At 67.1% G+C, this 26,867-nt stretch carries 24 protein-coding genes; 3 read left to right on the forward strand and 21 right to left on the reverse strand.

Translation table 11 applies throughout. The features are described 5' to 3' along the window. Positions 1-36: 36 nt before the first annotated feature. The 14 genes from JTE92_RS22755 to JTE92_RS22820 form a co-directional block, all read right to left on the reverse strand. Positions 37-1,086: a sulfonate ABC transporter substrate-binding protein gene (locus JTE92_RS22755; protein WP_063238007.1), complete on the reverse strand. Its 1,050-nt coding sequence runs from the start codon at positions 1,084-1,086 to the stop codon at positions 37-39. 167 nt (positions 1,087-1,253) lie between these two features. Then, a complete protein-coding gene (gene ssuE, locus JTE92_RS22760; protein ID WP_063238090.1) occupies positions 1,254-1,907 on the reverse strand; it encodes an NADPH-dependent FMN reductase in 654 nt (217 codons plus the stop codon). 88 nt (positions 1,908-1,995) lie between these two features. Continuing rightward, positions 1,996-3,000, reverse strand: coding sequence for a sulfate ABC transporter substrate-binding protein (locus JTE92_RS22765; protein WP_063238008.1), 1,005 nt, complete (start codon positions 2,998-3,000; stop codon positions 1,996-1,998). A gap of 444 nt (positions 3,001-3,444) precedes the next feature. Beyond that, on the reverse strand, positions 3,445-3,984 hold the full coding sequence (locus JTE92_RS22770) for a ferritin-like domain-containing protein (protein WP_063238009.1): 540 nt from the start codon (positions 3,982-3,984) through the stop codon (positions 3,445-3,447). A gap of 241 nt (positions 3,985-4,225) precedes the next feature. Then, on the reverse strand, positions 4,226-6,814 hold the full coding sequence (gene clpB / locus JTE92_RS22775; protein ID WP_063238010.1) for an ATP-dependent chaperone ClpB: 2,589 nt from the start codon (positions 6,812-6,814) through the stop codon (positions 4,226-4,228). Positions 6,815-7,006: 192 nt separating this feature from the next. Further along, positions 7,007-7,879, reverse strand: coding sequence for a MaoC/PaaZ C-terminal domain-containing protein (locus JTE92_RS22780; protein WP_063238011.1), 873 nt, complete (start codon positions 7,877-7,879; stop codon positions 7,007-7,009). Further along, the gene (locus JTE92_RS22785; RefSeq protein WP_063238012.1) at positions 7,879-10,029 is read right to left on the reverse strand and encodes a D-(-)-3-hydroxybutyrate oligomer hydrolase; all 2,151 of its coding nucleotides are present in this window, start codon (positions 10,027-10,029) and stop codon (positions 7,879-7,881) included. Before JTE92_RS22785 ends, JTE92_RS22780 begins: the two co-directional genes overlap by 1 nt. Before the next feature lie 113 nt (positions 10,030-10,142). Next, positions 10,143-11,687, reverse strand: a complete 1,545-nt coding sequence (locus tag JTE92_RS22790; protein WP_063238013.1) for an acyl-CoA synthetase — start codon at positions 11,685-11,687, stop codon at positions 10,143-10,145. Between the two features lie 15 nt (positions 11,688-11,702). Continuing rightward, the gene (locus tag JTE92_RS22795) at positions 11,703-12,779 is read right to left on the reverse strand and encodes a branched-chain amino acid ABC transporter permease (protein ID WP_063238014.1); all 1,077 of its coding nucleotides are present in this window, start codon (positions 12,777-12,779) and stop codon (positions 11,703-11,705) included. Positions 12,780-12,796: 17 nt separating this feature from the next. Continuing rightward, on the reverse strand, positions 12,797-13,819 hold the full coding sequence (locus JTE92_RS22800) for a branched-chain amino acid ABC transporter permease (RefSeq protein ID WP_063238015.1): 1,023 nt from the start codon (positions 13,817-13,819) through the stop codon (positions 12,797-12,799). A 15-nt stretch (positions 13,820-13,834) separates the two neighbouring features. Next, the gene (locus tag JTE92_RS22805) at positions 13,835-14,575 is read right to left on the reverse strand and encodes a branched-chain amino acid ABC transporter ATP-binding protein (RefSeq protein WP_063238016.1); all 741 of its coding nucleotides are present in this window, start codon (positions 14,573-14,575) and stop codon (positions 13,835-13,837) included. Further along, positions 14,568-15,329 carry an ABC transporter ATP-binding protein gene (locus JTE92_RS22810; RefSeq protein ID WP_063238091.1) on the reverse strand — a complete coding sequence of 254 codons (762 nt, stop codon included), beginning with the start codon at positions 15,327-15,329 and terminating at the stop codon, positions 14,568-14,570. The genes JTE92_RS22805 and JTE92_RS22810 overlap by 8 nt, the downstream gene beginning before the upstream one ends. Positions 15,330-15,427: 98 nt before the next feature. Then, the gene (locus JTE92_RS22815; RefSeq protein WP_063238017.1) at positions 15,428-16,615 is read right to left on the reverse strand and encodes a substrate-binding domain-containing protein; all 1,188 of its coding nucleotides are present in this window, start codon (positions 16,613-16,615) and stop codon (positions 15,428-15,430) included. Between the two features lie 149 nt (positions 16,616-16,764). Next, positions 16,765-17,418 (reverse strand): TetR/AcrR family transcriptional regulator, encoded by a 654-nt coding sequence (locus JTE92_RS22820; RefSeq protein WP_063238018.1) that lies wholly within the window; start codon positions 17,416-17,418, stop codon positions 16,765-16,767. A 223-nt stretch (positions 17,419-17,641) separates the two neighbouring features. Between JTE92_RS22820 and JTE92_RS22825 the strand changes: the two genes are divergently transcribed. Continuing rightward, positions 17,642-18,520, forward strand: a complete 879-nt coding sequence (locus JTE92_RS22825) for an alpha/beta fold hydrolase (protein WP_116386798.1) — start codon at positions 17,642-17,644, stop codon at positions 18,518-18,520. Here JTE92_RS22825 and crcB read toward each other — a convergent pair. The 7 genes from crcB to JTE92_RS22860 form a co-directional block, all read right to left on the reverse strand. Next, the gene (gene crcB, locus JTE92_RS22830; protein ID WP_063238019.1) at positions 18,502-18,882 is read right to left on the reverse strand and encodes a fluoride efflux transporter CrcB; all 381 of its coding nucleotides are present in this window, start codon (positions 18,880-18,882) and stop codon (positions 18,502-18,504) included. The genes JTE92_RS22825 and crcB overlap by 19 nt on opposite strands. Beyond that, on the reverse strand, positions 18,882-19,385 hold the full coding sequence (moaE, locus tag JTE92_RS22835) for a molybdopterin synthase catalytic subunit MoaE (protein WP_063238020.1): 504 nt from the start codon (positions 19,383-19,385) through the stop codon (positions 18,882-18,884). Before moaE ends, crcB begins: the two co-directional genes overlap by 1 nt. Position 19,386: 1 nt before the next feature. Beyond that, positions 19,387-19,644: a molybdopterin converting factor subunit 1 gene (moaD, locus tag JTE92_RS22840; RefSeq protein WP_063238021.1), complete on the reverse strand. Its 258-nt coding sequence runs from the start codon at positions 19,642-19,644 to the stop codon at positions 19,387-19,389. 36 nt (positions 19,645-19,680) lie between these two features. Then, on the reverse strand, positions 19,681-20,922 hold the full coding sequence (locus JTE92_RS22845; RefSeq protein ID WP_063238022.1) for a molybdopterin molybdotransferase MoeA: 1,242 nt from the start codon (positions 20,920-20,922) through the stop codon (positions 19,681-19,683). A 183-nt stretch (positions 20,923-21,105) separates the two neighbouring features. Continuing rightward, positions 21,106-22,551, reverse strand: a complete 1,446-nt coding sequence (thrC, locus tag JTE92_RS22850; RefSeq protein ID WP_063238023.1) for a threonine synthase — start codon at positions 22,549-22,551, stop codon at positions 21,106-21,108. A 22-nt stretch (positions 22,552-22,573) separates the two neighbouring features. Further along, positions 22,574-23,884: a homoserine dehydrogenase gene (locus JTE92_RS22855; protein ID WP_063238024.1), complete on the reverse strand. Its 1,311-nt coding sequence runs from the start codon at positions 23,882-23,884 to the stop codon at positions 22,574-22,576. A gap of 49 nt (positions 23,885-23,933) precedes the next feature. After that, on the reverse strand, positions 23,934-25,169 hold the full coding sequence (locus JTE92_RS22860) for a pyridoxal phosphate-dependent aminotransferase (protein WP_063238025.1): 1,236 nt from the start codon (positions 25,167-25,169) through the stop codon (positions 23,934-23,936). Positions 25,170-25,546: 377 nt separating this feature from the next. On the opposite strand from JTE92_RS22860, the gene JTE92_RS22865 reads away from it, so the two are divergent. Further along, positions 25,547-25,936 (forward strand): Mth938-like domain-containing protein, encoded by a 390-nt coding sequence (locus JTE92_RS22865; protein ID WP_063238026.1) that lies wholly within the window; start codon positions 25,547-25,549, stop codon positions 25,934-25,936. Positions 25,937-26,089: 153 nt separating this feature from the next. Next, positions 26,090-26,554, forward strand: coding sequence for a peroxiredoxin (locus tag JTE92_RS22870; RefSeq protein ID WP_063238027.1), 465 nt, complete (start codon positions 26,090-26,092; stop codon positions 26,552-26,554). The last annotated feature ends 313 nt before the right edge of the window (positions 26,555-26,867 follow it).

Raw genomic sequence — 26,867 nt, forward strand, 5'->3', positions numbered from 1 at the left:
GTGCTCCTTGTTGTTATGCAATGCCGTAGCGATGCATCAGCGCTGTGCTTGCTGTTGCGGACTCTGTTGCGGCCTCTGTTGCGACACCTCCCAGCGCGCATCGGCCACCTTGACCGGCTTGGGAATCAGCTTGAGCGCGAGGAAGGCATCGGCGATGCGCTGCTGTTCGGCCAGCACGTCGGCGCTGACCGGGCGCGCGCCGTAAGAGAAGCGCGACACCGCCAGTTCCAGCACCTCCGCGGGCAGGCCGACTTCGCCGGTCAGCACGGCGGTCGCGTCCTTGGGGTTCTTTTCCGCCCACGTGCCCAGCGTGGCGAGTTCATCCAGGATCAGGCGCACGATCTCGGGCCTGGCCTGCGCGTAGGGTCGCGACGCCAGGTAGAACTGGTGATTGCTGACCACGTTCCTGCCGTCGGCGCCACGGCCGTCGGCCAGCACGCGCGCGCCCAGTTGCTTCTCGGCAGCGGCGAGGAACGGGTCCCAGATCACCCAGGCATCGACCGAGCCGCGCTCGAAAGCGGCGCGCGCATCGGCGGGCGGCAGGTAGACCGGCTGGATATCGCTGTACTGCAAGCCGGCCTTCTCCAGCTGCCGCACCAGCAGGTAATGCACGTTCGAACCCTTGTTGAAGGCCACGCGCTTGCCGCGCAGGTCGGCCACCGAACGCAGCGCCGAGCCCTTGGGCACGACGATGGCCTCGGCGGTCGGCGCCGGCGGCTCGTTGCCGACGTAGACCAGTTGCGCGCCCGCGGCCTGCGCAAAGATCGGCGGGGCCTCGCCCACGGTGCCGAAGTCGACCGCGCCGACATTCAGGCCTTCCAGCAGTTGCGGGCCGGCCGGGAATTCGGTCCATTTGACCGTGATGCCCTGCGGCGCCAGCCGCTTTTCCAGCGTGCCGCGCGCCTTCAGCAGCGTCAGCGTGCCGTACTTCTGGTAGCCGATGCGCAGCACCTTGGCATCGATGTTCTTCGATTGCGCTTCGGCGCGGCCGGGCAGCAGCCCGTAGGCCAGGCCGGTGGCGGCGACCAGTGCGGCAATGAACAGGCGGCGGCGCAGCGAGCCGGCCGGCTTGATGGTGGTGGTCATGCGATTTCTCCGTGGCCGGCCAGGGAGCCGGCGTGTGTTCTGAAGTCGGACTGCTTGGAAACGCGGGCAACATCCCGCCCTGCCTGCCCGGATTGCCGGTGGCATGTCTGGCGGCGTTGCTGCCGCGGCGCCGGACTGGCCGGCGCCAAATGCATCAGGAATTCAGATCAGGCGGTACATCGCTGCGCCACCACGGCGGCAGCGGCGGCGCGCTGCACGAAGGCACCGGGCACGACGTCGAGCGCGTCGAGCGGGACCTCGATGCGCGCATGGGCCAGTGCGTCGCGCACGCGCAGCAGGCCTTCGTCGAGACGGGCGGACAGCGCGGCGTCGAAGCGCGCGTGGCGCACGCCGCCGCCATCGGAGGAAGCGGAGGAGGCGGAGGTGTCGATCTGCTGATCCACGGCAAAGATGCCGGGCAGGATCTGGCGCGAGCCCAGCGCGGACAGCACCGGGCGCAGGGCGTAGTCGATCGCCAGCGCATGGGCGAGGCTGCCGCCGGTGGCGATCGGCAGCACGATCTTGTCGCGCAGGCCGGTTTGCGGCAGCAGGTCCAGGAAGGCCTTGAGCAGGCCGCTGTAGGCGGCCTTGTAGACCGGCGTGGCCAGCACCACCACCTGGGCGTCGGCCACCGCGCGGGTGGCGGCGGCAATGGCGTCGTCGTCCACGCGCGCCGCCAGCAGCGGACCCGCCGGCAGGTCGCGCAGCTCCAGGTGGCGGGTGCGTTCGCCGGCAGCCTCCAGCGCGGTGCGCAGGTGCGCCAGCACAAGGCCGGAGCGGGACTGGACCGACGGGCTACCGGAGAGCGTCAGGATGGACATCGGGGCTTCCTTCTTCTGGTGGGCCGGCTCGGTGCCGGGCCGCCCCACGCGGCCCGGCACGCCGGCCTGATGGGGGTTGTTTCCGGGATTATTTCTTGCCGGGTTGATAAACCTGGTCGAACGAGCCGCCATCGGCGAAGTGGGTCTTCTGGGCCTTCTGCCAGCCGCCGAACACTTCATCGATGGTGAACAGCTTGACCTTGGGGAAGTTGGCCGCATACTTGGCCGCCACCTTCTGCGAGATCGGGCGGTAGTAGTTCTTCGCGGCGATCTCCTGGCCTTCGTCGGTGTACAGGAACTGCAGGTAGGCCTCGGCGGCCTTGCGCGTGCCCTTCTTGTCGACCACCTTGTCGACCACGGCCACCGGCGGCTCGGCCAGGATCGAGACCGACGGCGCGACGATCTCGAACTTGTCCGGACCCAGTTCCTTGATGGCCAGGATGGCTTCGTTTTCCCAGGCCAGCAGCACGTCGCCCAGGCCGCGCTCGACGAACGTGGTGGTGGCGCCGCGCGCGCCGGAATCCAGCACCGGCACGTGCTTGAGCAGCTCGCCGACGAACTCGCGCGCCTTGGTTTCATTGCCGCCCGGCTGGCGCAGCGCATAGCCCCACGCGGCCAGGTAGTTCCAGCGTGCGCCGCCCGAGGTTTTCGGGTTCGGTGTGATCACCTGCACGCCAGGCTTGACCAGGTCGCCCCAGTCCTTGATGCCCTTGGGATTGCCCTTGCGCACCAGGAATACGATGGTCGAGGTGTACGGCGAAGCGTTATGCGGCAGGCGCTTTTGCCAGTCCGTCCTGATCAGGCCCTTCTCCGCGATGGCGTCGACGTCGTAGCCCAGCGCCAGCGTCACCACGTCTGCGTCCAGCCCGTCGATCACCGAGCGGGCCTGCTTGCCGGATCCGCCATGCGACTGGCGCACGGTCACGGCATCGCCGCCCTGGGCCTTCCAGGCCTTGGCGAAGGCGGCATTGACGTCGACGTACAGTTCGCGGGTCGGGTCATAGGAAACATTGAGCAGGGTGGTCGCCGAAGCGGTCTGCGCCGCGCCCAGGGCGCCCAGGACTGCCAGGCCGATGGCCAGTTTGCGGATCATTTGTGTTGCTCCCGTCTGTCGTGAATGGGCGCCAGGCGCCTCTGGTTGCTTCGCCCGCCGTCTGGGGCGGGCTTGTGTCAGGAGCAAGACTACCGACGGGGCTATCTGAACGGAACGAATGGTTTCGCCGATCCTTTACTGTTTTTTGCATAAGATCGGACGGAAATATCGGCATGCCGTCACAGGGGGACGACAGCGGCACCGGGGGGGCGGAGTGGCGCGGGTGGCGCGGGTGGCGCGGGGTGGCGCAAGCGGCACGCACAAAAGAAAACGCCCGCACCGGCAAACCGGCGCGGGCGAAGTTTCCATTCCGGAAACGGGTAGACAAGTCATGAAGAGCGCCCCCGCATCTCCATGACAAGATGAATGGTATCGGGTCGCCGCCGGGTCCGGTTTGATCGCCGTCAAGTCCGGAACAACCCGCAGCAAATCGCCGCGCGGGCCTCAGCCGCCCTGGCGCGCCAGCAGATCCGCCATGTCGTCGGCGTGTTCTTCTTCCACCGCCAGGATCTCTTCCATCATCCGGCGCGAAGTCGGGTCGCGCTCGCCCAGGAACGTGATGATCTCGCGATAGCTGTCGATGGCGATACGCTCGGCCACCAGGTCTTCCTTGATCATCTCGGTCAGGCTGTTGCCCGGTACATATTCGGCATGCGAGCGGCGGGTCAGGCCGTCCGGCGCGAAGTCGGGCTCGCCCCCGAGCTGGACGATGCGCTCGGCGATCTGGTCGGCATGGCCCTGCTCTTCGTTGGAGTGGGCCAGGAATTCTTCGGCGACGCTCTTCGAGTTCGGGCCCTGGGCCATGAAGTAGTGGCGGCGATAGCGCAGCACGCAGACGATTTCAGTGGCCAGCGCATCGTTGAGCAACTTCAGCACCGTCTCGCGGTCCGCCGTATAGCCCGCGGTCACGGCACCCTCGTCGATGTGCTTGCGGGCGCGCTCGCGCAAGGTCTTGACGTCTGTGAGAAAGGACTTGTCGGTCATGGATCGGCTCCTGTGGGGATGGCTGCATGGCGGTGCAGCGCTTCATAAGGAAACTCAACCTTTTTGCAACGCGAAAAGTGTGCCACTTGGTGTTCGGCGGGATCGCACGGGCGCCGGCTCCCTGGCGTGTGCAAAATTTTCACGCGTCCGGTCCGCGTTACACGCGCCAGCCGCCAGACAGACAAAAAACCCCCTGCGTCGCAAACGCAGGGGGTTATCGGCATCAGGGCTGCCTCAGATCTTAGTGGATGTCCCGCCCGAACGTGAACTCGCCATCCGCATAGTCCACCGGCACCACATCCTTCGCCGTGAACTTGCCTTCCAGGATGGCGCGCGCCACCGGGTTCTCGATCTGCTGCTGGATCGCCCGCTTGAGCGGACGCGCCCCGAACACCGGGTCATAGCCCGCGCTGGCGATCTTCTCCAGCGCCTCCTCGCTGACCTCCAGCGTCATGTCCATGCGGGCCAGGCGGGCCTGCAGGCGTTGCAGCTGGATGCGCGCGATCGACTCGATGTTCTTCTGGTCGAGCGCGTGGAACACCACGACTTCATCGATCCGGTTCAGGAACTCCGGCCGGAAATGCGTGCGCACTTCCTGCCAGACCGCGCCCTTGATCGCTTCCTGCGGCTCGCCGGCCATCGCCTGGATGATCTGCGAACCCAGGTTGGACGTCATCACGATCACCGTGTTCTTGAAGTCCACCGTGCGTCCCTGGCCATCGGTCAGCCGGCCGTCGTCCAGCACCTGCAGCAGCACGTTGAAGACGTCCGGGTGGGCCTTCTCGACTTCATCGAGCAGCACCACGCTGTACGGCTTGCGGCGCACGGCCTCGGTCAGGTAGCCGCCTTCCTCGTAGCCCACGTATCCCGGCGGCGCGCCGATCAGGCGGCTGACGCTGTGCTTCTCCATGAATTCGCTCATGTCGATGCGGATCAGGTGCTCCTCGGAATCGAACATGAACTCGGCCAGCGCCTTGCACAGCTCGGTCTTGCCGACCCCGGTCGGGCCCAGGAACAGGAACGAGCCATAGGGCTTGTTCTCATCCGCCAGCCCGGCACGCGAACGGCGGATGGCGTCGGACACCAGCCGCACGGCCTCGTCCTGGCCCACCACGCGCGCATGCAGGCGCTCTTCCATCTTCAGCAGCTTCTCGCGCTCGCCCTGCATCATCTTCGACACCGGGATGCCGGTCGCGCGGCTCACCACTTCGGCGATTTCCTCGGCGCCCACCTGCGTGCGCAGCAGCTTGTTGGGCTGCTTCTGCTCGCTGGCTTCGGCGTCGGTCGCGGCCTTGAGCTTGCCTTCCAGGCCCGGCAGCTTGCCGTACTGCAGCTCGGCGACCTTGTCGAGCTTGCCTTCGCGCTGCAGCTTCGCAATCTCCAGCTTGACCTTCTCGATCTCTTCCTTGAGCGCGGCCGTGCCCTGCGCGGCGCCCTTCTCGGCCTTCCAGATCTCGTCGAGGTCCGCGTATTCCTTCTCCAGGCGCGTGATTTCCTGCTCGATCAGGTCGAGGCGCTTGAGCGAAGCCTCGTCGGTCTCTTTCTTGACCGCTTCGCGCTCGATCTTGAGCTGGATGGTGCGGCGCTCGAGCTTGTCCATCGCCTCCGGCTTGGAGTCGATTTCCATCTTGATGCGCGCGGCCGCCTCGTCGATCAGGTCGATGGCCTTGTCGGGCAGGAAGCGGTCGGTGATATAACGATGCGACAGCTCCGCCGCGGCGACGATGGCCGGGTCAGTGATCTCCACGCCGTGGTGCAGCTCATACTTCTCCTGCAGCCCGCGCAGGATGGCGATGGTGGCTTCCACGGTAGGCTCGTCCACCAGCACCTTCTGGAAGCGGCGCTCCAGCGCGGCATCCTTCTCGATGTACTTGCGGTATTCGTCCAGCGTGGTCGCGCCGATGCAGTGCAGCTCGCCGCGCGCCAGCGCCGGCTTGAGCATGTTGCCCGCGTCGATCGCGCCCTCGGCCTTGCCGGCGCCGACCATGGTGTGGATCTCGTCGATGAAGACGATGGTCTGGCCCTCGTCCTTGGCGACATCGTTCAGCACCGCCTTCAGGCGCTCCTCGAACTCGCCGCGGTACTTGGCGCCGGCCAGCAGGCCGGCCATGTCCAGCACCAGCACGCGCTTGTTCTTCAGGCTCTCGGGCACCTCGCCATTGACGATGCGCTGCGCCAGCCCTTCCACGATCGCGGTCTTGCCCACGCCCGGCTCGCCGATCAGCACCGGGTTGTTCTTGGTGCGGCGCTGCAGGATCTGGATCGCGCGGCGGATTTCGTCGTCGCGGCCGATCACCGGATCGAGCTTGCCGATGCGGGCGCGCTCGGTCAGGTCGATGGTGTACTTCTTCAGCGCCTCGCGCTGGCCCTCGGCCTCGGCGCTGTTGACGGATTCGCCGCCGCGCACGGCCTGGATGGCCGACTCCAGCGACTTGCGGTTCAGGCCGTTCTCGCGCGCGATGCGGCCGGCGTCACCCTTGTCGTCGGACACGGCAAGCAGGAACAGCTCGCTGGCGATGAACTGGTCGCCGCGCTTGAGCGCTTCTTTCTCGGTGGCGTTGAGCAGGTTGACCAGGTCGCGGCCGATCTGGACCTCGTTGGTGCCCTGCACCTGCGGCAGGCGCTTGATGGCGGCGTCCAGCGCCGCCTGCAGGCCCTGCACATTGACGCCGGCGCGTGCGAGCAGCGCGCGGGCGGCGCCGTCGTCCTGCGACAGCAACGCGCGCAGCACGTGCTGCGGGTCGATATATTGGTTGTCGTTGGCCAGGGCCAGGCTTTGCGCTTCAGCCAGCGCTTCCTGGAACCGGGTGGTCAGCTTGTCAAGACGCATAGGATTCCCTCTCTCGGATAGGTCGTGTCCTGATGCGAAGGGCGTGCGGGCACCGGTTGTTATTGCCGGGTCGCCTGGATGCCCAGCCGGACACTGGATATCCGAAAGATAAGGCTTTGTCGCGACATTTCAAGGACCGCCGCCGCACGAAGTCGAGTGCAGCAAACGGTACGCGAACCTGCCATGAACCCGCTATGCCGCCCGGCTCTCGCTTCCCTTTTCCGCCAGGTTGCGCACCAGCACCAGCGACTCGCCCTGCACGACCACACGGCCATCCTCCCCGGTGACCACGCTCGCGAGGTTGACCAGGTCCTTGCCGGCGCGCAGCCGGACGATGCGCACCTGCGCCGTCAGCGGCTCATCCAGCCGCGCTGCCGAGGCCAGGCGCAGCGATTGCTTCATCCAGCCGGTGCCGCGCCCCGGCAGGCGCGTGCCGAGCAGGTCCGAGAACATGCCGGCCAGCAGCGGCAGCGGCACCAGCGCCTCGCCGAACCCGCGCGCGCGGGCGAAAGCGGAGTCGGCGTGGTACGGGTTGGCGTCGCCGGTCAGGGCCACGTACTCGCCGATATCGGCCGCGGTAAAGGCACGCGTGGCGCTAGCGGACTGCCCGGGGCGCAGGCCATACAGCGCCGGATCGCCCCCGGCCTCCGGCTGCTCGCCCGGCCACGATGGCAGCCGGCCCGGTGCTGCCTCGGCCAGCCACGACGATTCGCCTGCGGCCGCGACGCGCGGCGCCGCGCCGCGGATGCCCGCGCTGACCGTGGTGCCGAAAGCCGCCAGCCCCGCCTGCGGCTGCGGGACCAGCGCAAACGCCACCGCGTCGCCAACGAAGGCCGGCGTCGGGAACATCAGCGTCTGCGCCACCGGCAGCGCGGGTGCGGCCAGCTCCCGCCACGTATGGGCGCACAGCAGCGAAAACAGGAACATGCCGTGCGCCACCGTGGCACCGAAATGCGTGCCGCGGGCAAAGGCCGGATCGCAGTGGATCGGGTTGTCGTCGCGCGACAGCGCGGCGAAGCGGTCGAAGTCGCGTTGCGTCAGCACGCGCGGCATGGCATCGGCCATCAGTTGGGCACCTCCACGGTCAAGGCATTGACGGTGATCGCATTGCCCGGCGCGGGCGTGGCGGCGATCGGCGGGACATTGGACGGCAGCAGCGTCGGCGCCGGCGTGTTGAAGGCACCGCCACGCGGCGTGGTGCGCACCACCTGCGACGGCGGCAACGCCTTGCCGGTGGTCAGGTTGTCATAGACGGCGTCGAGCGCGCGGTTCAGGTAGACATGGAGCGGCACGTAGCGGTTGCTGTAGCCCGCCACCAGCCCGATGAAGGCATCGAAATGCTGGGCGTTCTCCACCTCGATGTACGACAGCTTGCTGGCCACGCCCTCCTGCTGGCGGTTCAGCCCCAGGTACGGGCGCGAGGTATGGTTCACCGGCAGCAGGCCGTCGCTGCGGCCATGCACGATCACCGCCGGCTTGCCGCGCAGGTTGCCGTTGCGCAGCGTCAGCGCCTGGCCCGCCTGCAGTGCGCGTGCCGTGGCGTCGGTGCCGGCCAGCAGCTTGCGCAGGCAATCGGCGCCATCGTAGTTGAGGTCGGTGCGGCCGGTCGATGCCGACACGGAAACCAGGTTCAGGTACGGGCCGTGCGTCGGGTCGAGATCGTTGATCAGCTGCACCGAGGGCGGCTGCGGCGGGATGCCGTTGCCGGTGGCGAACATCGACGCCAGCGCGGCGGGTGCGATCGCCGCGGGCTTCAGGTCGGTCAGCGTATTGGCGAAGCTGTAGCCGCACAGCTTGTCGGTCACGCTCGCCTGCGCGTAGGCGTTGGCATAGGTCACGGTAATCGCGGCAGCCGTGTCGAATGCGGACAGCGACGGGTGCAGGTCATCGGACTCCGGTTCCCAGCCCGCTTCATGCAGGGCCTGCAGCGCGCTGGCGCTCTGCTCGCTGGTATTGGCGCCGGTGACCAGTCCCTTTTCCGCGAGCGTGGTGCAGCGTGCGGCAAAGAACGGCGCCGTGGTCGGGTTGTCGTAGAACGGCGACTGCGTCAGCGCGGTGGTGCGCGCGGCGCAGTGCTGCAGCAGGTTGGCCGTGCTGGTGTAGTCATACAGCGTGCGGCCGGAGGACAGCACCTGCACGCCGCCGCGCCGCACCACGACGCCCGTGTCCGGTGGCATGTTGAGGTTGGGCTCGCCCACGGCCACACCGTCGATCAGGCCATCGGCATCCTGCTCGGCCGCGGCCACCGCGGCGCCGCCGCCGTTCGACACGCTCGACGCAATCACCAGGATCTTGTCCTTGTCCAGGCTGCGCTGGCGCGTGCCGTTGGCGGACACCGCGCCGAAGCGGTCGTTGATCGCCCAGATCGCGAACTCGACCGCCTGCAGCGTGAACTTGCCCCAGTCCTTCTCCGGATTGCGCTGCGAATGCGCATGCTTGAACGCGAGCCGGTGCGGGCTGGCCGCGGTGAAGTCGGCCAGCGACGTGGCGCCGGCGGGCGCGGCAAATTGCGCATTCTTGCCGGCGGCCGCGCGCGTGGCGCGGGTGCCGTCGATCAGCGGCACGGTATCGGTGTCCAGGTCGTGCGGCGCGGCACCGGTGCCCTTGTCGGTATAAGCCACCGCGCAGCCGCGCTTCAGTCCCCATTCGCCGGTGGCGATGGCGCCGTACACGCCGCGCGAGCCCGACGACGTGGCGGTGATCACGCACGGCCTTGCGGTATCGAAGCCAGCCGGGATCTGCACCAGCATGGTCACGTTCTGCTGGCCTGTGCCGTCGTCCGAGTACGCCAGGTATTCCACGCCCGCGATCTTGCCTTCCGAGCCGGTGACATTGCCCTGCGCGTCCACGTTGGGCCCATACAGCGAGCCATAGCCGCCGGCCGCGGTGGTATCGACGATGGCGCGGTAGTTGGCGTAGATCGCATAGCGCCGCAGTTCCGCCGCGGTCGGCGCGGTGGCATTGGCCGGCAGCGGCGCGGTGGCGCTGGAAAGTCCATCCTTGCCCAGCCCCGCGGTCAGCAGGTCGTCGCTGCTGCCGTTGTAGCTATTGATGGTGACCGTGCCGATATAGGCGGGCTTGGTGTTGGGGTTGCTGCCGTTGCCATTGTTGTCATCGCCCGAGCCGCAGGCAGCGGCCAGCATCGCGGCTGCGATGGCGAACACCGTGCGGCGCAGGCGGCTTTCCTGCTGCGGCGGAAACTGCTTGGATTGCATGTCACCCTCCTTCTGTCGCCCGTGTCGGGGCGGTAGAGACGAACGTCAATGGAGAACAGCGGAGACTGCGGACAGCGGAACTGCGGGAAATACGTATGGCGGGGCGCGGCGCGTCAGCCGGCAAACCTGGCGCGCAGCTTGTGCTTTTCTACCTTGCCGGATGGCGTGCGCGGCAAGGCGTCGACAAAGCGCACATGGCGCGGCACCTTGTAGCCCGCAAGCTGCGCCTTGCAATGGGCGATGACCTGCGCTGCATCGAGCGAGGCGCCAGCGCGCAGCACCACCAGCGCCATGCCGGCTTCGCCCCAGCGTTCGTCCGGCGTGCCGATCACGGCGGCCTCGGCCACGCCCTGCAGCTGGAACAATACGTTCTCGACTTCCGCGGGATAGACGTTCTCGCCGCCGGAGATGTACATGTCCTTGGCGCGGTCGACAATGTAGTAGTCGCCCTCCTCGTCGCGCCAGGCGATATCGCCGGAATGCAGCCAGCCGTCGCGGATCGCATCGGATGTCGCTTCCGGCAGGTTCCAGTAGCCGGGCGTGACGCCTGGCCCCTTGATCAGCAGTTCGCCGCGCTCGCCGGGCGCGACGTCGTTGCCCAGCGGGTCGACGATGCGCGTCAGCATCGACCCCACCGGCTTGCCGATGGTGCCGATCTTGCGGCGCGCGGTGCCTTCGTCGCAGACAAAGACCGTGGGGCCGGTTTCGGTCATGCCGAAGCCGAAGCAGATGGTCACGCCCTTGGCCAGGTAGGCTTCCAGCAGCGGCCGCGGCACCGGCGAGCCGCCCGCCGACATGTTGCGCACGCCTGAGAAGTCCGCTTGCGCGAAGCCGGCATGCTGGCTCAGGAACAGGTAGACCGCCGGCACCGCGAAGAACATGGTGATGCCCTCGCCCGATCTGCTGTCAAGCCGGTCCAGCACGACCTGCGGCTCGAACTGCCGCATGATGTGCACCGTGCCGCCGGCGTGCAGCACCGGGTTGGCATACAGGTTCAGGCCGCCGGTATGGAAGAACGGCAGCACGTTCAGGAACACGTCGTCGCGCGTGATCTTGTTGGCCAGCATGGCGTTGACGGCGTTGAAGAACACCATGCCATAGGTCTGGATCACGCCCTTGGGCTTGCCGGTCGTGCCGGAGGTGTATAGCAGGTGCCAGACCTCGGACTCGTCGCGGCACGGCATCTCGACGATGCGTCCCGAGGCCGCGTCGAGCACGGCTTCGTATTCGGTCCAGCCACCGGGTACATCGGCCGCCTCGTCGTCGGCAAGATGCAGTACCGCGCGCAGCGGCACGGTGCGCGCCAGCTCGGCGGCCACGGCCAGGAAGCCGTCGCCGGCGACCAGCACCTCGGGCGTGCAGTCCTGCAGGATCGGCAGCAACTCGGCCGCGGGCAGGCGCCAGTTCAGGCACACCATCACCATGCCGGCCTTGGCGCAGCCGTACAGCATCTCGAAATAGTCGGAACTGTTGTGCGCCAGCACGGCGACGCGCGTGCCCGGTGCCAGTTGCAGGCCTTCGGCCAGGTATTCGGCGAAGCGGCTGGCGCGTTCGTCAAACTGGCGATAGGTCACCCGGCGGCCGCTTTCCACGTCCACCAGCGCGATCTTGTCGGGAGTGTGCTGCGCGTTCTTGTGCAGCCAGTCGATCACGTACATTGCGCGGGCCTCCGCTCAGGTTGCCACGTCCTGCACGGCACGATTGCCGCGCAGCCGCCCCACCACGCCCTGCGGGAAGTAGTAGACGCTCAGGATAAACAGCAGCCCCAGCCACAGCAGCCAGCGGTCCGGGTGCAGCAGCGACGACAGCAGCGGCAGCGCCATGGTAGCGTCGCTGGCCAGCTTCATCACGTCCTGCAGGTAGGTCTGCGCCACCAGGAACAGCACCGTGCCGATCACCGCGCCGTAGATCGTGCCCATGCCGCCGATCACCACGATCAGCAGGATGTCGACCATGATCTCAAATGACAGCGACGTATCCGGACCGTTATAGCGCAGCCACACCGCCATCAGCACCCCGGCCAGCGTGGCGAACATCGCAGACAACACCGTCGACACCGTGCGGTAGACCACAGTACGGTAGCCGATGGCCTCGGCGCGGAAGTCATTCTCGCGGATCGCCTGCAGCACGCGGCCGAAGGGTGAGTTGACGATGCGCAGCAGCGCCAGGAACAGCACCAGCGCGCCGGCGAACACCAGGTAGTAGCTCAGCAGCTTGCCGGTCAGCGGCACGCCCAGCAGCTCGGCCTCGCCGAGCGAGAAGCCCGGGCGCAGCGCCTCGGGCACCTTGAAGGTCAGCCCGTCCTCGCCGCCGGTCCACTCCGACAGCTGCGACACCAGCGTGGCGAATGCGGTCGCCACCGCCAGCGTGATCATCGCGAAAAAGATCGCGCGCACGCGCAGCGAGAACAGGCCGATCAGGAACGCGAGCAGCGCCGAGACCGCCAGCGCGCCCACGGCGCCCACGGCGAGCGCGCCCCAGCCCGGCTCCATGCGCGACATCGCGATGGCCACGCCATAGCCGCCGATGCCGAAGAACATGGTGTGCGCGAACGAGACGATGCCGGTGTAGCCCAGCAGCAGGTCATAGCTGGCCACCAGCACCACGAAGATGCAGATCTTGGCCGCCATGTTCAGCGCCCGCGCGCCGGGAAAGGCGAACGGCGCGCACGCCAGCGCCAGCAGGATCAGCACCAGGATCACGGTCAGCACGCGGCTGCGCGGCAGGTCGCCGGAGAGAAGTCGGATCATGGGTCGTGTCCTTCCGTTCAGCGCCGCGCCACCGGGAACAGCCCTTGCGGGCGCCACAACAGGATCAGCATCATCAGCAGGATGTTGGAGAACAGCGCAACCTTCGGGAACAGGAAACCGGTGTAGTTCGCCATCAGGCCGACCAGCAGCGCGCCGACGAAGCAGCCCGTGGTCGAGCCCAGACCGCCGATGATGATGACGATAAAGATCAGCACGTTCACCTGCGCGCCGATCGCCGCGGTGATGTTCTGCTGGTACAGGCCCCACAGCACGCCGCCCAGCCCGGCCAGGCCGGCGCCGGCCACGAACACGCCGATGAACAGCCGGCGGATGCGATAGCCGAGCGCCTCGACCATCTCGCGATTTTCCACGCCCGCGCGGATCAGCAGGCCGATGCGGGTGCGGTTGAGCAGCAGCAGCATCGCGATGAAGATCACCAGCCCGAGGGCCATCGCGATCAGCCGGTATTTCTCGATCGCCGCATCGCCCAGCAGCACCGCGCCGCGGAAAGTGGTGGGCACCTGCAGCGCGATGGTTTCCGGGCCCCAGATCGCCTTGATCAGCTGCTCGGCCACGATCATGCCGCCCATGGTGATCAGGATCTGCTTCAGGTGCTGGCCGTAGACCGGGCGCACCACCACGCGCTCGAAGAACAGGCCGACCGCGCCGGCGGCGACCATGGCCGCTGCGATCGCCAGCGCGAAGACCGCGAGGTTCTGCACGAGGCTGTCTGCCTCCACCCAGCCTGCCATCGGCAGCAGCACAGACGCTGCAACGTAGGCGCCCAGCGCGATGAAGGCGCCATGGCCGAAGTTGAGCACGTCCATCAGGCCGAAGACCAGCGTCAGGCCGGAGGACACCACGAAGATGATCATCCCCATCGCCAGCCCGGCAACGGTCAGCGTGAGCCAGGTCGAAGGGCTGCCGACCAGCGGGAAGGCCAGCAGCATCAGCAGCGGCGCCAGGGCCAGCGGAGTCCAGTCAAGGCGGACCTTGGGCAGGGCTGCCGGCGCTGTGGCCGGCAAGGTCGAAGTGGTCATTGGTCTCGTCCCGCGTTACTGGTGCGCCGCCAGCGACAGCCCCAGCAGTTGCTGTTGCAGCGCCTCATCCCCCGCCAGCGCCGCCATCGTTCCCGCATGCACGGTGCGTCCGTCATCCATCACCGCCACCGTATCCCCCACCGACTTCGCCATGTTGAAGTTCTGCTCCACCAGCAGGATCGACACGTCGGTCTGCTTGAGCTCGCGGAATACATGGATCATGTTCTGGATGATGGCCGGCGCCAGCCCCTTGGTGGGTTCATCCACGATCAGCAGCTTGCGCGGCTCGATGATCGCACGCGCCACCGACAGCATCTGCTTCTGCCCGCCCGACAGCACGCCGGCACGCTGGTGCCAGAAGGTCTTCAGTGCCGGGAACATGCGAAAGACCCAGTCCAGCCGCCGTTCGTCGATGGCCCCGCTGCGTGCGGCCAGGCGCATGTTCTCGGCCACGGTGAGGTCGGAGAACACGCTCATGTTCTCCGGCACGTAGGCAATGCCCGCCTGCGCGATCGACGGCGTGCTGTGGCGCGTGATGTCCGTGCCGTCGAAGCTCACCGAGCCCGCGCTCGCCTGCCACAAGCCCATGATGGTCCGCAGCGTCGTAGTCTTGCCGGCGCCGTTGCGTCCCAGCAGCATGGTCACGCCGCCGCGCGGCACGTCGAAGCTGACGCCGTGCAGGATGTGGTACGGGCCGATATGGGTCTGCACGCCCTGCAGCCGCAGGATCGGCGTGGCGGGTCGCGCGTCAGCCATGGTTCCCCTCCTCCTCCGCCATGCCCAGGTAGGCCTGCTGCACCACCGGCGAGGCGATCACCTCGGCCGGGTCGCCGTCGGCCACCAGCGTGCCGTTGTGCAGCACGATGATGCGGTCGGCCAGCGAGCGCACCACGTCCATCTTGTGCTCGACCAGCAGCACGGTCTTGCTGCGGTCCTGGCGGATCTCGCGGATCAGGTCCAGGATCACCGGCACCTCGTCCACGCTCATGCCCGCGGTGGGCTCGTCGAACATGAACACGCGCGGCTGCAGCGCCAGCAGGATGCCGACCTCCAGCTTGCGCTGGTCGCCATGCGGCAGCGACGCCACCGTCAGGTGCTGCTTGCCCGCCAGCGCCACGCGCTCCAGGATCGCCAGCGCCTGCGCGCGCACGTCGCGGTGGCTGGTCCACATCGAGAACAGGTCGATGCCGCGCTGCTGCCGTGCCTGCACCGCCAGCCGCACGTTCTCCAGCACCGACAGCTGCGGGAACAGGCTGGTCAGCTGGAAGGCCCGGCCGATGCCGCGCCGGGTCTTCTGCGACACCGGCAGGCGCGTCACGTCCTCGCCGTCGAGCAGGATCTGCCCGGCAGTGGGCGGCAACTGCCCCGAGACCAGATTGAAATACGTGGTCTTGCCGGCGCCGTTCGGGCCGACGATGCAGGTCAGCTCGCCTGGCCGGAACGCGCACGACACCGCATTGACCGCGACATGGCCGCCGAAGCGGATGGTCAGCTCGCGCGTCTCGAGCAGCGGCCGGGCGCCGGCCGCCACTGCCGTGCCGCGCTGCACAGCGGGCGATTGCACCCCCGGCATGTCGGCAGCGCGTACGGAAGAGGCTGGCGCGTCCATCAGCGGTGGTTGCGCACAGGCACGTTCATTTCTTCGGGCTTGATCTCGCGCACCAGTTCAGGCACGCCCCACGCGAAGGCCGGGTCCACCTTGATCTTGAAGTGGTACATCGACTGCATCGCCTGGTGGTCTTCCTTGCGGAAGGTCATCTTGCCCTTGGGCGTCTCGAACGACATGCCTTCCATCGCCATGATCAGCTTGTCGGTGCCCGTGTCGCCGCTGGTTTTCTTCAACGCCTCGACCAGCGCGATGCCCGCGGTCATGCCGCCGGCGGTGAAGAAATCGGGCGGCGCCTTGAACTTGCTGTAGTGATTGGACACCAGCCATTCGTTGGCCTTGTTCTTGGGGATGCCGAAGTAGTAGTACGTGGCCCCTTCCATGCCGGGAAAGTTCTTGTAGCTGGTCATCGCCGGCAGGATGTTGCCGCCGGTGGCGATCTCGATGCCGTAGCGCTTGGGATCGAGGTCGGCGATCTTGAACGGGTTGCCCGCACCCGCCCAGATGATGAAGATCACCTTGCGGCCGGGCTTGTCCTTGAGCGCATCGAACAGGCGCTGCGCACCGGCAGTGAAGTCGGTGGTGTTCGTCGGCAGGTATTCCTCATGGACGATCTTGGCGTTCTTGAGCGCGCCCTTGAACGCCTTCACGCCGTCACGGCCGAAGGCGTAATCCTGCGCCAGCGTGGCGATGGTCACGCCGGGCTTGTCCAGCGCCACCGCATTGGAGATCGCATCCTGCGACGAATTGCGGCCGGTGCGGAAGATATAGCGGTTCCACTTGTCGCCGGTGATCGAGTCGGCGACGGCGGGCTCGACCAGCAGCACCTTCTTGTATTCTTCGGCCACGGACAGCATCGCCAGCGCGGTGCCGGACGACGTCGGGCCGACGGCGATATCGGCGCGGTCGTCGCTGTAGGCGGCAGCGAGCTGCGCCTTGGCCACGTCAGGCTTGCCCTGCGTATCCTTTTCGATCACCACCAGCTTGTTGCCGTTGACCGTCATGGTGCCGTTGGTGGCGTATTCCAGGCCCATCATCAGGCCGGTCTGGGTCTGCTTGGCATACGCTTCCAGCGCGCCGGTCTTGTCGTAGACGTGGGCGATGCGGATGTCCTTGGCCAGCGTTGCGCCGCCGGCAAGAAGGCCGGCGGCCATGACCAGGGCGCGTACGGCGAGGGGGTTGCTTTGCATGGCTGTCTCCTGTGTTCGCTTTCTTTGTGTTGGTAGGACTGGAACCTGCTGCAACTGCGTGGAATGCCTGCTGCCCGGCTATGTGAGGGTCCGCCCGGCAAGCAAGCCGCGCATGGCGCCGGCGCTCTGCGCGACGAAGGCGGCCATGTTCATCGCGGCTGCAGGCCGTGGGCGATCAGGTCGAAGGCGGTATCGACCACCTTCTCCATGGAGGCCGGGCGCTTCCAGCGCGCATAGCGCATGCCGAGGAAGTTGCTGATGCCGATCAGGCACCAGGCACGTACCTCCGCATCGCCGGGGACGATCTCGCCCTGCTCTTCGGCGCGCTCCAGCCGCCGGCTGTAGAGATCGGCAAAAACCTGGAAGTAGCTGCTGTAGATGGTTTCGTCCACCGAGTAAGAGTCCAGCACGATGCGGTACAGGTTCTTGTGGCGCGAAACGAAAGAGAGAAAGGCCTTCAGGCCCAGCCGTTCGGCTTCCATCTGGCTGGCGGCATTGGCCACGTGCTTGCGCAGGTGGGCGCGCACCAGTTCCAGCATGTGGCCGACCAGCGCGCGGAAAATGTCTTCCTTGTCCTTGAAGTACAGGTAGAAGGTGCCCATGGCAACCTTGGCTTCCTGCGTGATCTCGGAGATCGACGCCGCGTAGTAGCCCTTCTCACCGAACACCTTTTCGGCGGCGCGCAGCAATGCCGCGCGGGTCTTCTGCCCGCGCGCGGTCTTGGGCGGGCACATGCCGCCGGCGTGGGCCATGTCGCGTGTTTCACGGGCTTCGCCGACTTCGCCAGTCTCGGTCTGGGACATCTTGTCTCCGGTGGCGCTGCGCGCCTTGTCATGGGAATGCCAGCCGCTTCGGGTCACGCCGCAGGCGCCTCCTCGCGCCTGCCGCCCCGGAAACCGATATGCAGGCAAAACCTGATATCTGATTCATGTTTCATCGTATAAATTGACCGGTGTGAATGTCAATAGAGGGGCACCCTGCCCTCCGTTGCGTTGCTTCCCACCCACTGCCTGGAGAGACACGTCGTTGGACGCTCCCGATTCGGCTTGTGACAGCCCCGCCGACAGCGCCCCCGCCCCGCCCTTTGCCACCCATCCCGCGCACGGCACCTTGCCGGGCTGGCGCGAAGCCGGCGACGGCCGGCCGCTGCTGCTGCTGCACGGCTGGTCCGTCAATGGCGAGGCCTTCGACGGCCAGCGCGCGCTGGCGCGGGCGGGGTTCCGGGTGATTGCGCCCGACCATGCCGGCCACGGGCTGTCGCGGCACGGCACCGGCACCACCATCGCGGCGCTGGCGCGCGATGCCGCGGCGCTGGTCAGCCATCTCGGACTGGCCGATGTGGTCGTGGTGGGCTGGTCGATGGGCGCGATGGTGGCATGGACGCTGCTGCGTGACCATCCGGGTTGTCCACTGGCCGCGGTCGGCAGCATCGACATGACGCCCCGGCTGGTCACCGATCCGCAATGGCCGCACGGCCTCCGCGGCCACTACGACATGACCCAGGCCAGGCAGATGGCCGCACGCATCCGCGCCGACTGGCCGCGGCTGGCGCCTTCGGTGGCATTGGGATTGTGGGCGGCGGGACGGCGCCCCGACGGCGCGGCGATGCAGCGCCTTGCGCGAATGGCGCAGCGCTGCGAGGCCGCCACGCTGGCATCGCTATGGGAAGACATGGCCAGGCAGGATTTCCGCGACACGCTGCGTGCGGCGCGCCTGCCGCTGTTCCACCTGTATGGCGCGGCCAGCCGGCTGTATGCGCCGGCGGTGGCCATCGCCACCCGCGCCTTGCGGCCCGATGCGGGCCTGAGCGTGGTCGCCGGTGCCGGCCACAGCCCGCACATGGAGCAGCCGCAGGCCTTCAACGCCGCACTGCGCGCGCTCGTGGCTCAGGCCAGCACGCGGTAGGTCCAGAGCCCCACCGCGGTCAGCAGCAGCGAGCCGCCCAGGTGCAGCAGCAGGTGCATCCCTGCCCAGCCATAGTCGCCGGCGAGCAGGTTGGCAACCACCTCGCTGGAAAAGGTGGAGAACGTGGTCAGGCCGCCAAGGAAACCGGTGATGGCCAGCAGGCGCCATTCCGGCGGCAGGCCGGCATGGGTATCGAAAAAGCCGACGGCCAGCCCGATCAGGTAGCCACCCAGCAGGTTGGCGGCCAGTGTGCCGTACGGCAGCGCGGGGTTGAGCGCATTCCACAGCACCGAGAAACCCCAGCGCAGCCATGCCCCCGCCGCGGCGCCGACGCCGACGGCGACAAACCCCATCGGGCCCATCAGGGCTTGCCCTCGCTGCCCTCGCTGTCCTCGCCGCTGGCGTTGATCGACTTGATGCCCCAGCGCTTGAGCGCGTCTTCGTCGGTCACGCGCGCGTCGACCCAGCGCGCACCCTCCGGCGTTTCTTCCTTTTTCCAGAACGGCGCTTCGGACTTGAGGTAATCCATGATGAATTCGCAGGCCGCGAACGCATTGCCGCGATGTTTCGATGCAACCGCGACCAGCACGATCTGGTCAAGCGGCAGCAGCGGGCCGACGCGATGGATGATGGTGACGCCCAGCAGTTCCCAGCGCGCGCACGCCGCCGCCTCGATCTGCGCCAGCGCCTTCTCGGTCATGCCCGGGTAGTGCTCCAGCTCCATCGCACTGACGGCGCTGCCCTCGCTGACATCGCGCACGGTGCCGATAAAGCTGGCCACGGCGCCGACCTGCGGGTTGCCGGCGCGCAGTGCCGCCACCTCGGCGCCCAGGTCGAAATCCTCGCGCTGAACCCTGACGCTCATCTCAGCCTCCGGTAACGGGCGGGAAGAAGGCAACCTCACAGCCATCGGAGATCGCCGTGTCGGGGCGCGCCACCGCGTGGTCGACGGCCATGCGCAGCGCGCGGCCTTCGGCCAGGGTCTCGGCCCAGGCACCGCCGCGCTGGCGCAGCCACTGGCGCAGCTCGCCCACGGTGCGCACCTCGGCCGGCACCTCGGCGCGCTCCTCGGCCACGCCGAGCTGTTCGCGCACGCTGGCAAAGAATCGTAGTTCGATGGTCATGACTGCCTCTGTCTGCTTGCTGGTAATGCGGGCCGGCTATGCGAGCAGGCCGTCAAACGGGATGAACTGCACGGTGTCGCCGCGCGCGATGGTCTGGTTGGGCGGGTTGTCGATCAGCCCGTCGCCCCATACCGTGGACGTGAGCACGCCGGAGCTCTGGTTCGGGAACAGGTCCAGCCCGCCTTCGGCGTTGATGCGCGCGCGCAGGAACTCATTGCGGCGGTCGCCCTTCGTGAGCTCGAAATCGGCGCGCAGCGGCAGGCGGCGCGGTGCCACGTCGGCCACGCCCTGCAGGCGCAGGATGAACGGCCGCACGAACAGCAGGAAGGTCACGAAGCTCGACACCGGGTTGCCCGGCAAACCCAGGAAGAACGCCGGGTCGGCACCTGCGCTGGTGACCTGGCCGAAGGCCAGCGGCTTGCCCGGCTTGATCGCGATCTGCCACATGTCGAGCCGGCCTTCGGCCTCGACCGCGGGCTTGATATGGTCTTCCTCGCCGACCGACACGCCGCCCGACGTGATGATCAGGTCGTGCCCCTGCGCCGCGCGGCGCAGCGTCTCGCGCGTGGCCGCCAGCGTATCGGGCACGATGCCGAAGTCGCTGACCTCGCAGCCCAGGTTTTCCAGCAGGCCGCGCAGCGTGAAGCGATTCGAGTTGTAGATCGCGCCCGGCTTGAGCGGCTCGCCCGGCATCGCCAGTTCGTCGCCGGTGAAGAACACCGCGACACGCACGCGGCGCACCACGTCGAGCTTCGCCTGCCCGACCGATGCGGCCAGGCCCAGCGCCTGCGGCGTCAGCCGCGTGCCCGCGGGCAGGATCACGCTGCCTGCCTCGATGTCCTCCCCCGCGCGCCGGATCCATTCACCGGATTGCGGCACGTGGTTGACGATCACGTCCTCGCCTTCCGCCGCGCATTGCTCCTGCATCACGACGGCATCGGCACCCGGCGGGACCAGGCCGCCGGTGAAGATGCGCGCCGCGGTGCCGGGCTGCAGCTCGGTGCCGACATGCCCCGCCGGAATCCGCTGCGACACGCGCAGCCGCGTGCCCGCCGCCGGGACGTCGGCGGCGCGCATGGCGTAGCCGTCCATCGAGGTGTTGTCTGCCGGCGGCACGCGCAGCGTGCTGGTCACGGGCGCGGCCAGCACGCGGCCGTTGGCGTCAAGCGTGTCGACCTGCTCCGCCTGCGCCAGCGGGCGCGCGGCGGACAGCAACGCGTCGAGCGCCTGGGCCATGGTCAGCATCGGGGGACGGGAAGGTGCTGCGGCTTGGGTCATGGTGCGATGTGCAGGAAGGGTTGGCCCATGCGGGTTGACCAAATAGAAACGGCCCGCGCATTGCCTGCACCCATGACGGGGAAAGCAATCCGGGGGCCGGGGATCGGGCCCGCAGCCTGATTGTAGCGAGTTGGCGCGGACACGGCACGCGGCGGTGCCGCAGCGTGCCCATGGCGCCGACGCTTACAGGCCGGTATGGCCGGCGATATAGGCCTTGACCCTGGCGGCGTCGGCCGGCATCACTTCAAAGCGCTGCGGCAGGCTCTCGATGCCTTCGAACCGAGCCGGACGCTCCGGCTCATGGCCGAGCGCCTCGCGGATGGTATCGGCGAACTTGGCCGGCAGCGCCGTTTCCAGCACCACCATCGGCACGCCGGCGCTGAGATGCTCGCGCGCCACCTTGACGCCATCGGCGGTGTGGGTATCGATGGTGATGCCGTAGCGCGACGACAGGTCGCGGATGGTCGCCAGCCGGTCCTCGTGCGTGCTGCGGCCCGAGACAAAGCCGAACTCGCGGATGCGGTCGAATTCCGGCGTGCCCGACAGGTCGAAGCCGCCCTGCACTTCCACGTCGCGGAACAGCGCGGCCAGCTTGCCGGCATTCTGGCCCAGCAGGTCGAACACGAAGCGCTCGAAGTTCGACGCCTTGGAGATGTCCATGCTCGGGCTGGAGGTGTGGTACGTCTCGGCCGACTTGCGCACGCGGTAGGCGCCGGTGCGGAAGAACTCGTCGAGCACGTCGTTCTCGTTGGTGGCCACCACCAGCTTGTCGATGGGCAGGCCCATCATGCGCGCGATATGGCCGGCGCAGACATTGCCGAAATTGCCCGACGGCACGCAGAACGAGACCTTCTGGCCGGGGCCATCGGTCGCCAGCAGCCAGCCCTTGAAGTAGTACACCACCTGGGCCACCACGCGCGCCCAGTTGATCGAGTTGACCGTGCCGATCTTCTGGCGCGCCTTGAAGTCGAGGTCGTTGGAGACGGCCTTGACGATGTCCTGGGCGTCGTCGAACACGCCCTCGACGGCGATGTTGAAGATGTTCGGGTCCTGCAGGCTGAACATCTGCGCGGTCTGGAACGCGCTCATCTTGCGGTGCGGGCTCAGCATGAACACGCGGATGCCGCGCTTGCCGCGCATCGCGTATTCGGCGGCGCTGCCGGTATCGCCGGAGGTGGCGCCCAGGATGTTCAGCTCCTGGCCGGCACGGGCAAGCGCGTACTCGAACAGGTTGCCGAGCAGCTGCATCGCCATGTCCTTGAAGGCCAGCGTCGGCCCGTTGGACAGGCCCAGCAATTGCAGCTTCGTACCGCCTTCCTCGCCCAGCGTGCGCAGCGGCGTGATGTCGGCGGTGTTATCTCCCTCGCGCGCGTTGCAGTACACCTCGGCGGTGTAGGTCCTGCGCGTCAGCGCGCGCAGGTCCTCGGCGGGAATGTCGTCGCAGAACTTGCGCAGGATTTCGTAAGCCAGGTCGGCATACGGCAGCTTGCGCCAGGCCTCCAGCTCGTCGGCCGTGACTTGCGGATACTGCTTCGGCAGGTACAGGCCGCCATCCGGGGCCAGGCCGCCGAGCAGGATCTCGGAGAACGATTGCGGCATGTCATGGCCGCGGGTCGACTGGTATTTCATGTGTACGGTACGGTGGCTGCGCTCAGTTCAGTTCTTCCATGCGCAGGCGCGTCACGTCGGACAGCACCGTCGACAGCGCCTCGATCTTGGCGATGGCGGCGTTGACGTGCTTCTCGCGCGTGATGTGCGTCAGGATGATGATGTCGGTCTGCGGCTCGCCTTCGCGCGATTCCTTCTGCAGCATGGCGTCGATCGAGATGCCGCCCTCGGCCAGGATGCGGGTGATCTCGGCCAGCACGCCGGTCTCGTCGGCCACGCGCATGCGCAGGTAGTACGAGCTGTTGATCTCTTCGATCGGCAGCACCGGCACGCTCGACAGTTCGTCCGGCTGGAACGCCAGGTGCGGCACGCGGTGGTTCGGGTCCGCGGTGTGCAGGCGGGTCACGTCGACCAGGTCGGCAATCACGGCCGAGGCGGTCGGCTCGGCGCCGGCGCCCTTGCCGTAGTACAGCGTTGCGCCCACGGCGTCGCCCTGCACCAGCACGGCGTTCATTGCGCCTTCGACGTTGGCGATCAGGCGCGCGGCCGGCACCAGCGTCGGGTGCACGCGCAGCTCCACGCCGTCGTCGCGGCGGCGGGTGATGCCGAGCAGCTTGATGCGGTAGCCCAGTTCCTCGGCGTACTTGATGTCGGTGGCGGACAGCCTGGTGATGCCCTCGACGTGCGCCTTGTCGAACTGCACCGGCATGCCGAAGGCGATGGCGCTCATCAGCGTGACCTTGTGCGCGGCATCGACGCCCTCGATGTCAAACGTGGGATCGGCCTCGGCGTAGCCCAGCTGCTGCGCTTCCTTCAGGACCACGTCGAAATCCAGGCCCTTGTCGCGCATCTCGGACAGGATGAAGTTGGTGGTGCCGTTGATGATGCCGGCGATCCACTGGATGCGGTTGGCGGTCAGGCCTTCGCGCAGCGCCTTGATGATGGGGATGCCACCGGCGACCGCGGCCTCGAAGGCCACGATCACGCCCTTCTTGCGCGCGGCCTCGAAGATCTCGTTGCCGTGCACGGCCAGCAGCGCCTTGTTGGCGGTGACCACGTGCTTGCCGTTCTCGATCGCCTTCAGCACCAGCTCGCGCGCCACGCCGTAGCCGCCGATCAGCTCGATGACGATGTCGATGTCCGGGCGGTTGACCACCTCGTTGGCATCGCTGACGATCTCCACTTCCCCGTTGGTCAGTTCGCGCGCGCGTTCGGTGTTGAGATCGGCCACCACGGCAATCTCGATGCCGCGGCCGGCGCGGCGACGAATTTCTTCCTGGTTGCGCTTGAGCACGTTGAACGTGCCGCTACCGACGGTACCGATGCCGAGCAGGCCAACTTTGATAGGGTTCATGGACAATCTTCTCTTTGCTTAAGGATGGGTTGCGGCGCGGCCAGTGAAATCAGGCCGCTGCCTTGCCATGGCGTTTTCGGTACGCCTCGAGGAAGCGCGCGATGCGGCTGATGGCTTCGCGCAGGTCTTCCTCATGCGGCAGGAACACGATGCGGAAATGGTCGGGCTTGGCCCAGTTGAAGCCCGAGCCCTGCACCAGCAGCACCTTGGACTCCTGCAGCAGTTCGTAGATGAACTCCTGGTCGTCCTGCACCGGGTACATCGACAGGTCCAGCTTCGGGAACAGGTACAGCGCCGCCTTGGGCTTGACGCAGGTCACGCCCGGGATCGCGGTGATCAGTTCGTAGGCCAGGTCGCGCTGGCGGCGCAGGCGCCCGCCCTCGGCGACCAGGTCATTGATGCTCTGGTAGCCGCCCAGCGCGGTCTGGATCGCCCACTGGCCCGGCACGTTGGCGCACAGGCGCATCGACGACAGCATGTTCAGGCCTTCGATGTAGTCGATGGCCGGGCGCTTGTCGCCCGACACCACCATCCAGCCGGCGCGGTAGCCGCACGAGCGGTAGTTCTTGGACAGGCCGTTGAAGGTCACCGTCAGCACGTCGGTCGACAGCGAGGCGATCGAGGTGTGGGTGACGCCGTCGTACAGGACCTTGTCGTAGATCTCGTCGGCGAAGATGATCAGGCCGTGCTCGCGCGCGATGGCGACGATCTCCCGCAGCAGTTCGTCCGAATACAGCGCCCCGGTAGGGTTGTTCGGGTTGATGATGACGATGGCCTTGGTATGCGGCGTGATGCGCGCGCGGATATCGGCCGGATCGGGCATCCACTCGTTGGCCTCGTCACAGATATAGTGCACCGGCGTGCCGCCCGACAGGCTGACCGCGGCGGTCCACAGCGGGTAGTCGGGCGCCGGCACCAGCACTTCATCGCCGGTGTTGAGCAGCGCGTTGACCGCCATCACAATCAGCTCGGAGGCGCCGTTGCCGACATAAATATCGTCCAGGCCAACGCCTTCGATATTTTTTTGCTGGGTATAGTGCATGATCGCCTTACGTGCAGCGAAAATGCCCTTGGAATCGGAATAACCTGCCGAATTCGGCAGGTTTCGCATCATGTCCTGCTGAATCTCTTCCGGCGCGTCAAAACCGAATACGGCCAGGTTGCCGATATTCAGCTTGATGATCTTGTGCCCTTCTTCCTCCATCTGCTTGGCCTTTTCCAGCACCGGACCGCGGATGTCGTAGCAAACGTTATTGAGTTTGTTGGATTTCTGGATGGGTTTCACGGCGATGTCGGGGCAAGCTGTCGGGCAGGCGGTCGGGCAGGGATAGTGTGCCGCGTCGGCGGCACCGGGCAGAAAACCTGGCTAAATCTGAACGAACGCGGAGGCGCCGTCCGCTGCGATGCAACGCGGGCGTGGCACAGGCGTGGCACAAGCGTGGCAAACAGGGAGGCAAAAGCTATAATTTATCGGATTATGACAGACTTCGGCAGGGATTCTTGCATTGCAGCGTACGCCAGCGGCGCGCGCGGCAAGCGAACGCGGGCCATGGCCCGGCCCTGCGCCTGTCCTGCCCGTCACACCACGACCGCCCGCGCTGCCGGCCATCCGCCCCACGGGCCGGCCAGGCAATCCGCGGCGGCCGCCGCAGAGGCCTCCAAGTGAAACTCCACGCCGACCAGCCCCAGTCGCTGAATACCGTCACGGCCTATGGGCCGGACTATATCGAGATCAACCTCGTCCGCCACACCACCTCGATCCTGGTCATGCCCGAAGGCGAGATCCGGCCCTGGCCGGTGAACCGCTTCGAAGACCTCGAGCCGGTTCATTTCGAACAGCTGGCCGAACTCAATCCCGAAGTGGTGCTGCTTGGCACCGGCTCCCGCCTGCGCTTCCCGCATCCGCGCCTGACCGCGTCGCTGTCGCGCCGCCATGTGGGCGTCGACGCGATGGACATGCAGGCCGCCTGCCGCACCTACAACATCCTGATGGCCGAGGGGCGCAAGGTAGCTGCGGTGCTGCTGCTCGAGCCGGCTGCCGGAGCCGCCTGATACCGCCTGATGCCGCAGCAGGACCGCATGGCGCCCACGCAAAGTTGAGCCCACGCCACGCTTGAAGTCCGGGGGGCGCGCCCCAATCTGCTCCCGCTAAGGTGGCAGCCCCCCTTCCCGAATCTCCCTGCCCCTTGCCAAGGAGCCACAAGAATGACGATCAGTCTCAACAAGGCCGTACCCGACTTCAGCGCGCCGATGACCGGCGACGCCACCTTCCGCCTTGCCGACTTCCGCGGCAAGACGGTGGTGCTGTACTTCTATCCGAAGGACAACACGCCGGGTTGCACCACGGAGGCCATGAACTTCCGCGATCAGTATGACGATTTCACCAAGGCCGGCGTGCAGGTGTTCGGCATCTCGCGCGACAGCATCCGCTCGCACGAGAACTTCAAGGCCAAGCTCGAGCTGCCGTTCGAACTGATCTCCGATGCCGACGAAGCGGTGTGCTCGCTGTTCGATGTCATCAAGATGAAAAAGCTCTATGGCAAGGAGCACCGCGGCATCGAGCGCAGCACCTTTGTCATCGACGGCAAGGGCATCCTGCGACACGAGCTGCGCGGCATCAAGGTGCCGAACCATGTCGATCAAGTCCTGGAACTGGTGCGCGCCATCTGAGGTCTTGCGTGCCTGCGACACAGCGTACAGCCGGCGCCGCAATGGGTTGGCAAACCCAATTGCCAAACCCGGGACCTTCAGATACATTGGCCCGTAATGAGTTCAGATTCCGGATGCCACGCTGATTCGACTTCCCGGCCCAGGCGGTTCGCGCCACAGGCCGGTCGCGGACCTGCCGTGTCGCCGGTCCGCAAAGAAGCCGCCAACCCTGTTATGCAGGCATGGCGGCTTTTTTGTTTGCGCTCATGCCTGTCCGCGCCGGGTGCCTCGCGCATGCATGCCCCGGCTACTGGCCACGACGCAGTCGACCGTC

The sequence above is a fragment of the Cupriavidus oxalaticus genome, assembly GCF_016894385.1.
Taxonomy (GTDB): Bacteria; Pseudomonadota; Gammaproteobacteria; order Burkholderiales; family Burkholderiaceae; genus Cupriavidus; species Cupriavidus oxalaticus.

What these genes read in the sequence shown, in the direction of transcription:
- JTE92_RS22755 (WP_063238007.1), bottom strand. Translation starts at nt 1,086, where the DNA reads ATGACCACCACCATCAAGCCGGCCGGCTCGCTGCGCCGCCGCCTGTTC.
- ssuE (WP_063238090.1), bottom strand. Translation starts at nt 1,907, where the DNA reads ATGTCCATCCTGACGCTCTCCGGTAGCCCGTCGGTCCAGTCCCGCTCC.
- JTE92_RS22765 (WP_063238008.1), bottom strand. Translation starts at nt 3,000, where the DNA reads ATGATCCGCAAACTGGCCATCGGCCTGGCAGTCCTGGGCGCCCTGGGC.
- JTE92_RS22770 (WP_063238009.1), bottom strand. Translation starts at nt 3,984, where the DNA reads ATGACCGACAAGTCCTTTCTCACAGACGTCAAGACCTTGCGCGAGCGC.
- clpB (WP_063238010.1), bottom strand. Translation starts at nt 6,814, where the DNA reads ATGCGTCTTGACAAGCTGACCACCCGGTTCCAGGAAGCGCTGGCTGAA.
- JTE92_RS22780 (WP_063238011.1), bottom strand. Translation starts at nt 7,879, where the DNA reads ATGGCCGATGCCATGCCGCGCGTGCTGACGCAACGCGACTTCGACCGC.
- JTE92_RS22785 (WP_063238012.1), bottom strand. Translation starts at nt 10,029, where the DNA reads ATGCAATCCAAGCAGTTTCCGCCGCAGCAGGAAAGCCGCCTGCGCCGC.
- JTE92_RS22790 (WP_063238013.1), bottom strand. Translation starts at nt 11,687, where the DNA reads ATGTACGTGATCGACTGGCTGCACAAGAACGCGCAGCACACTCCCGAC.
- JTE92_RS22795 (WP_063238014.1), bottom strand. Translation starts at nt 12,779, where the DNA reads ATGATCCGACTTCTCTCCGGCGACCTGCCGCGCAGCCGCGTGCTGACC.
- JTE92_RS22800 (WP_063238015.1), bottom strand. Translation starts at nt 13,819, where the DNA reads ATGACCACTTCGACCTTGCCGGCCACAGCGCCGGCAGCCCTGCCCAAG.
- JTE92_RS22805 (WP_063238016.1), bottom strand. Translation starts at nt 14,575, where the DNA reads ATGGCTGACGCGCGACCCGCCACGCCGATCCTGCGGCTGCAGGGCGTG.
- JTE92_RS22815 (WP_063238017.1), bottom strand. Translation starts at nt 16,615, where the DNA reads ATGCAAAGCAACCCCCTCGCCGTACGCGCCCTGGTCATGGCCGCCGGC.
- JTE92_RS22820 (WP_063238018.1), bottom strand. Translation starts at nt 17,418, where the DNA reads ATGTCCCAGACCGAGACTGGCGAAGTCGGCGAAGCCCGTGAAACACGC.
- crcB (WP_063238019.1), bottom strand. Translation starts at nt 18,882, where the DNA reads ATGGGCCCGATGGGGTTTGTCGCCGTCGGCGTCGGCGCCGCGGCGGGG.
- moaE (WP_063238020.1), bottom strand. Translation starts at nt 19,385, where the DNA reads ATGAGCGTCAGGGTTCAGCGCGAGGATTTCGACCTGGGCGCCGAGGTG.
- moaD (WP_063238021.1), bottom strand. Translation starts at nt 19,644, where the DNA reads ATGACCATCGAACTACGATTCTTTGCCAGCGTGCGCGAACAGCTCGGC.
- JTE92_RS22845 (WP_063238022.1), bottom strand. Translation starts at nt 20,922, where the DNA reads ATGACCCAAGCCGCAGCACCTTCCCGTCCCCCGATGCTGACCATGGCC.
- thrC (WP_063238023.1), bottom strand. Translation starts at nt 22,551, where the DNA reads ATGAAATACCAGTCGACCCGCGGCCATGACATGCCGCAATCGTTCTCC.
- JTE92_RS22855 (WP_063238024.1), bottom strand. Translation starts at nt 23,884, where the DNA reads ATGAACCCTATCAAAGTTGGCCTGCTCGGCATCGGTACCGTCGGTAGC.
- JTE92_RS22870 (WP_063238027.1), top strand. Translation starts at nt 26,090, where the DNA reads ATGACGATCAGTCTCAACAAGGCCGTACCCGACTTCAGCGCGCCGATG.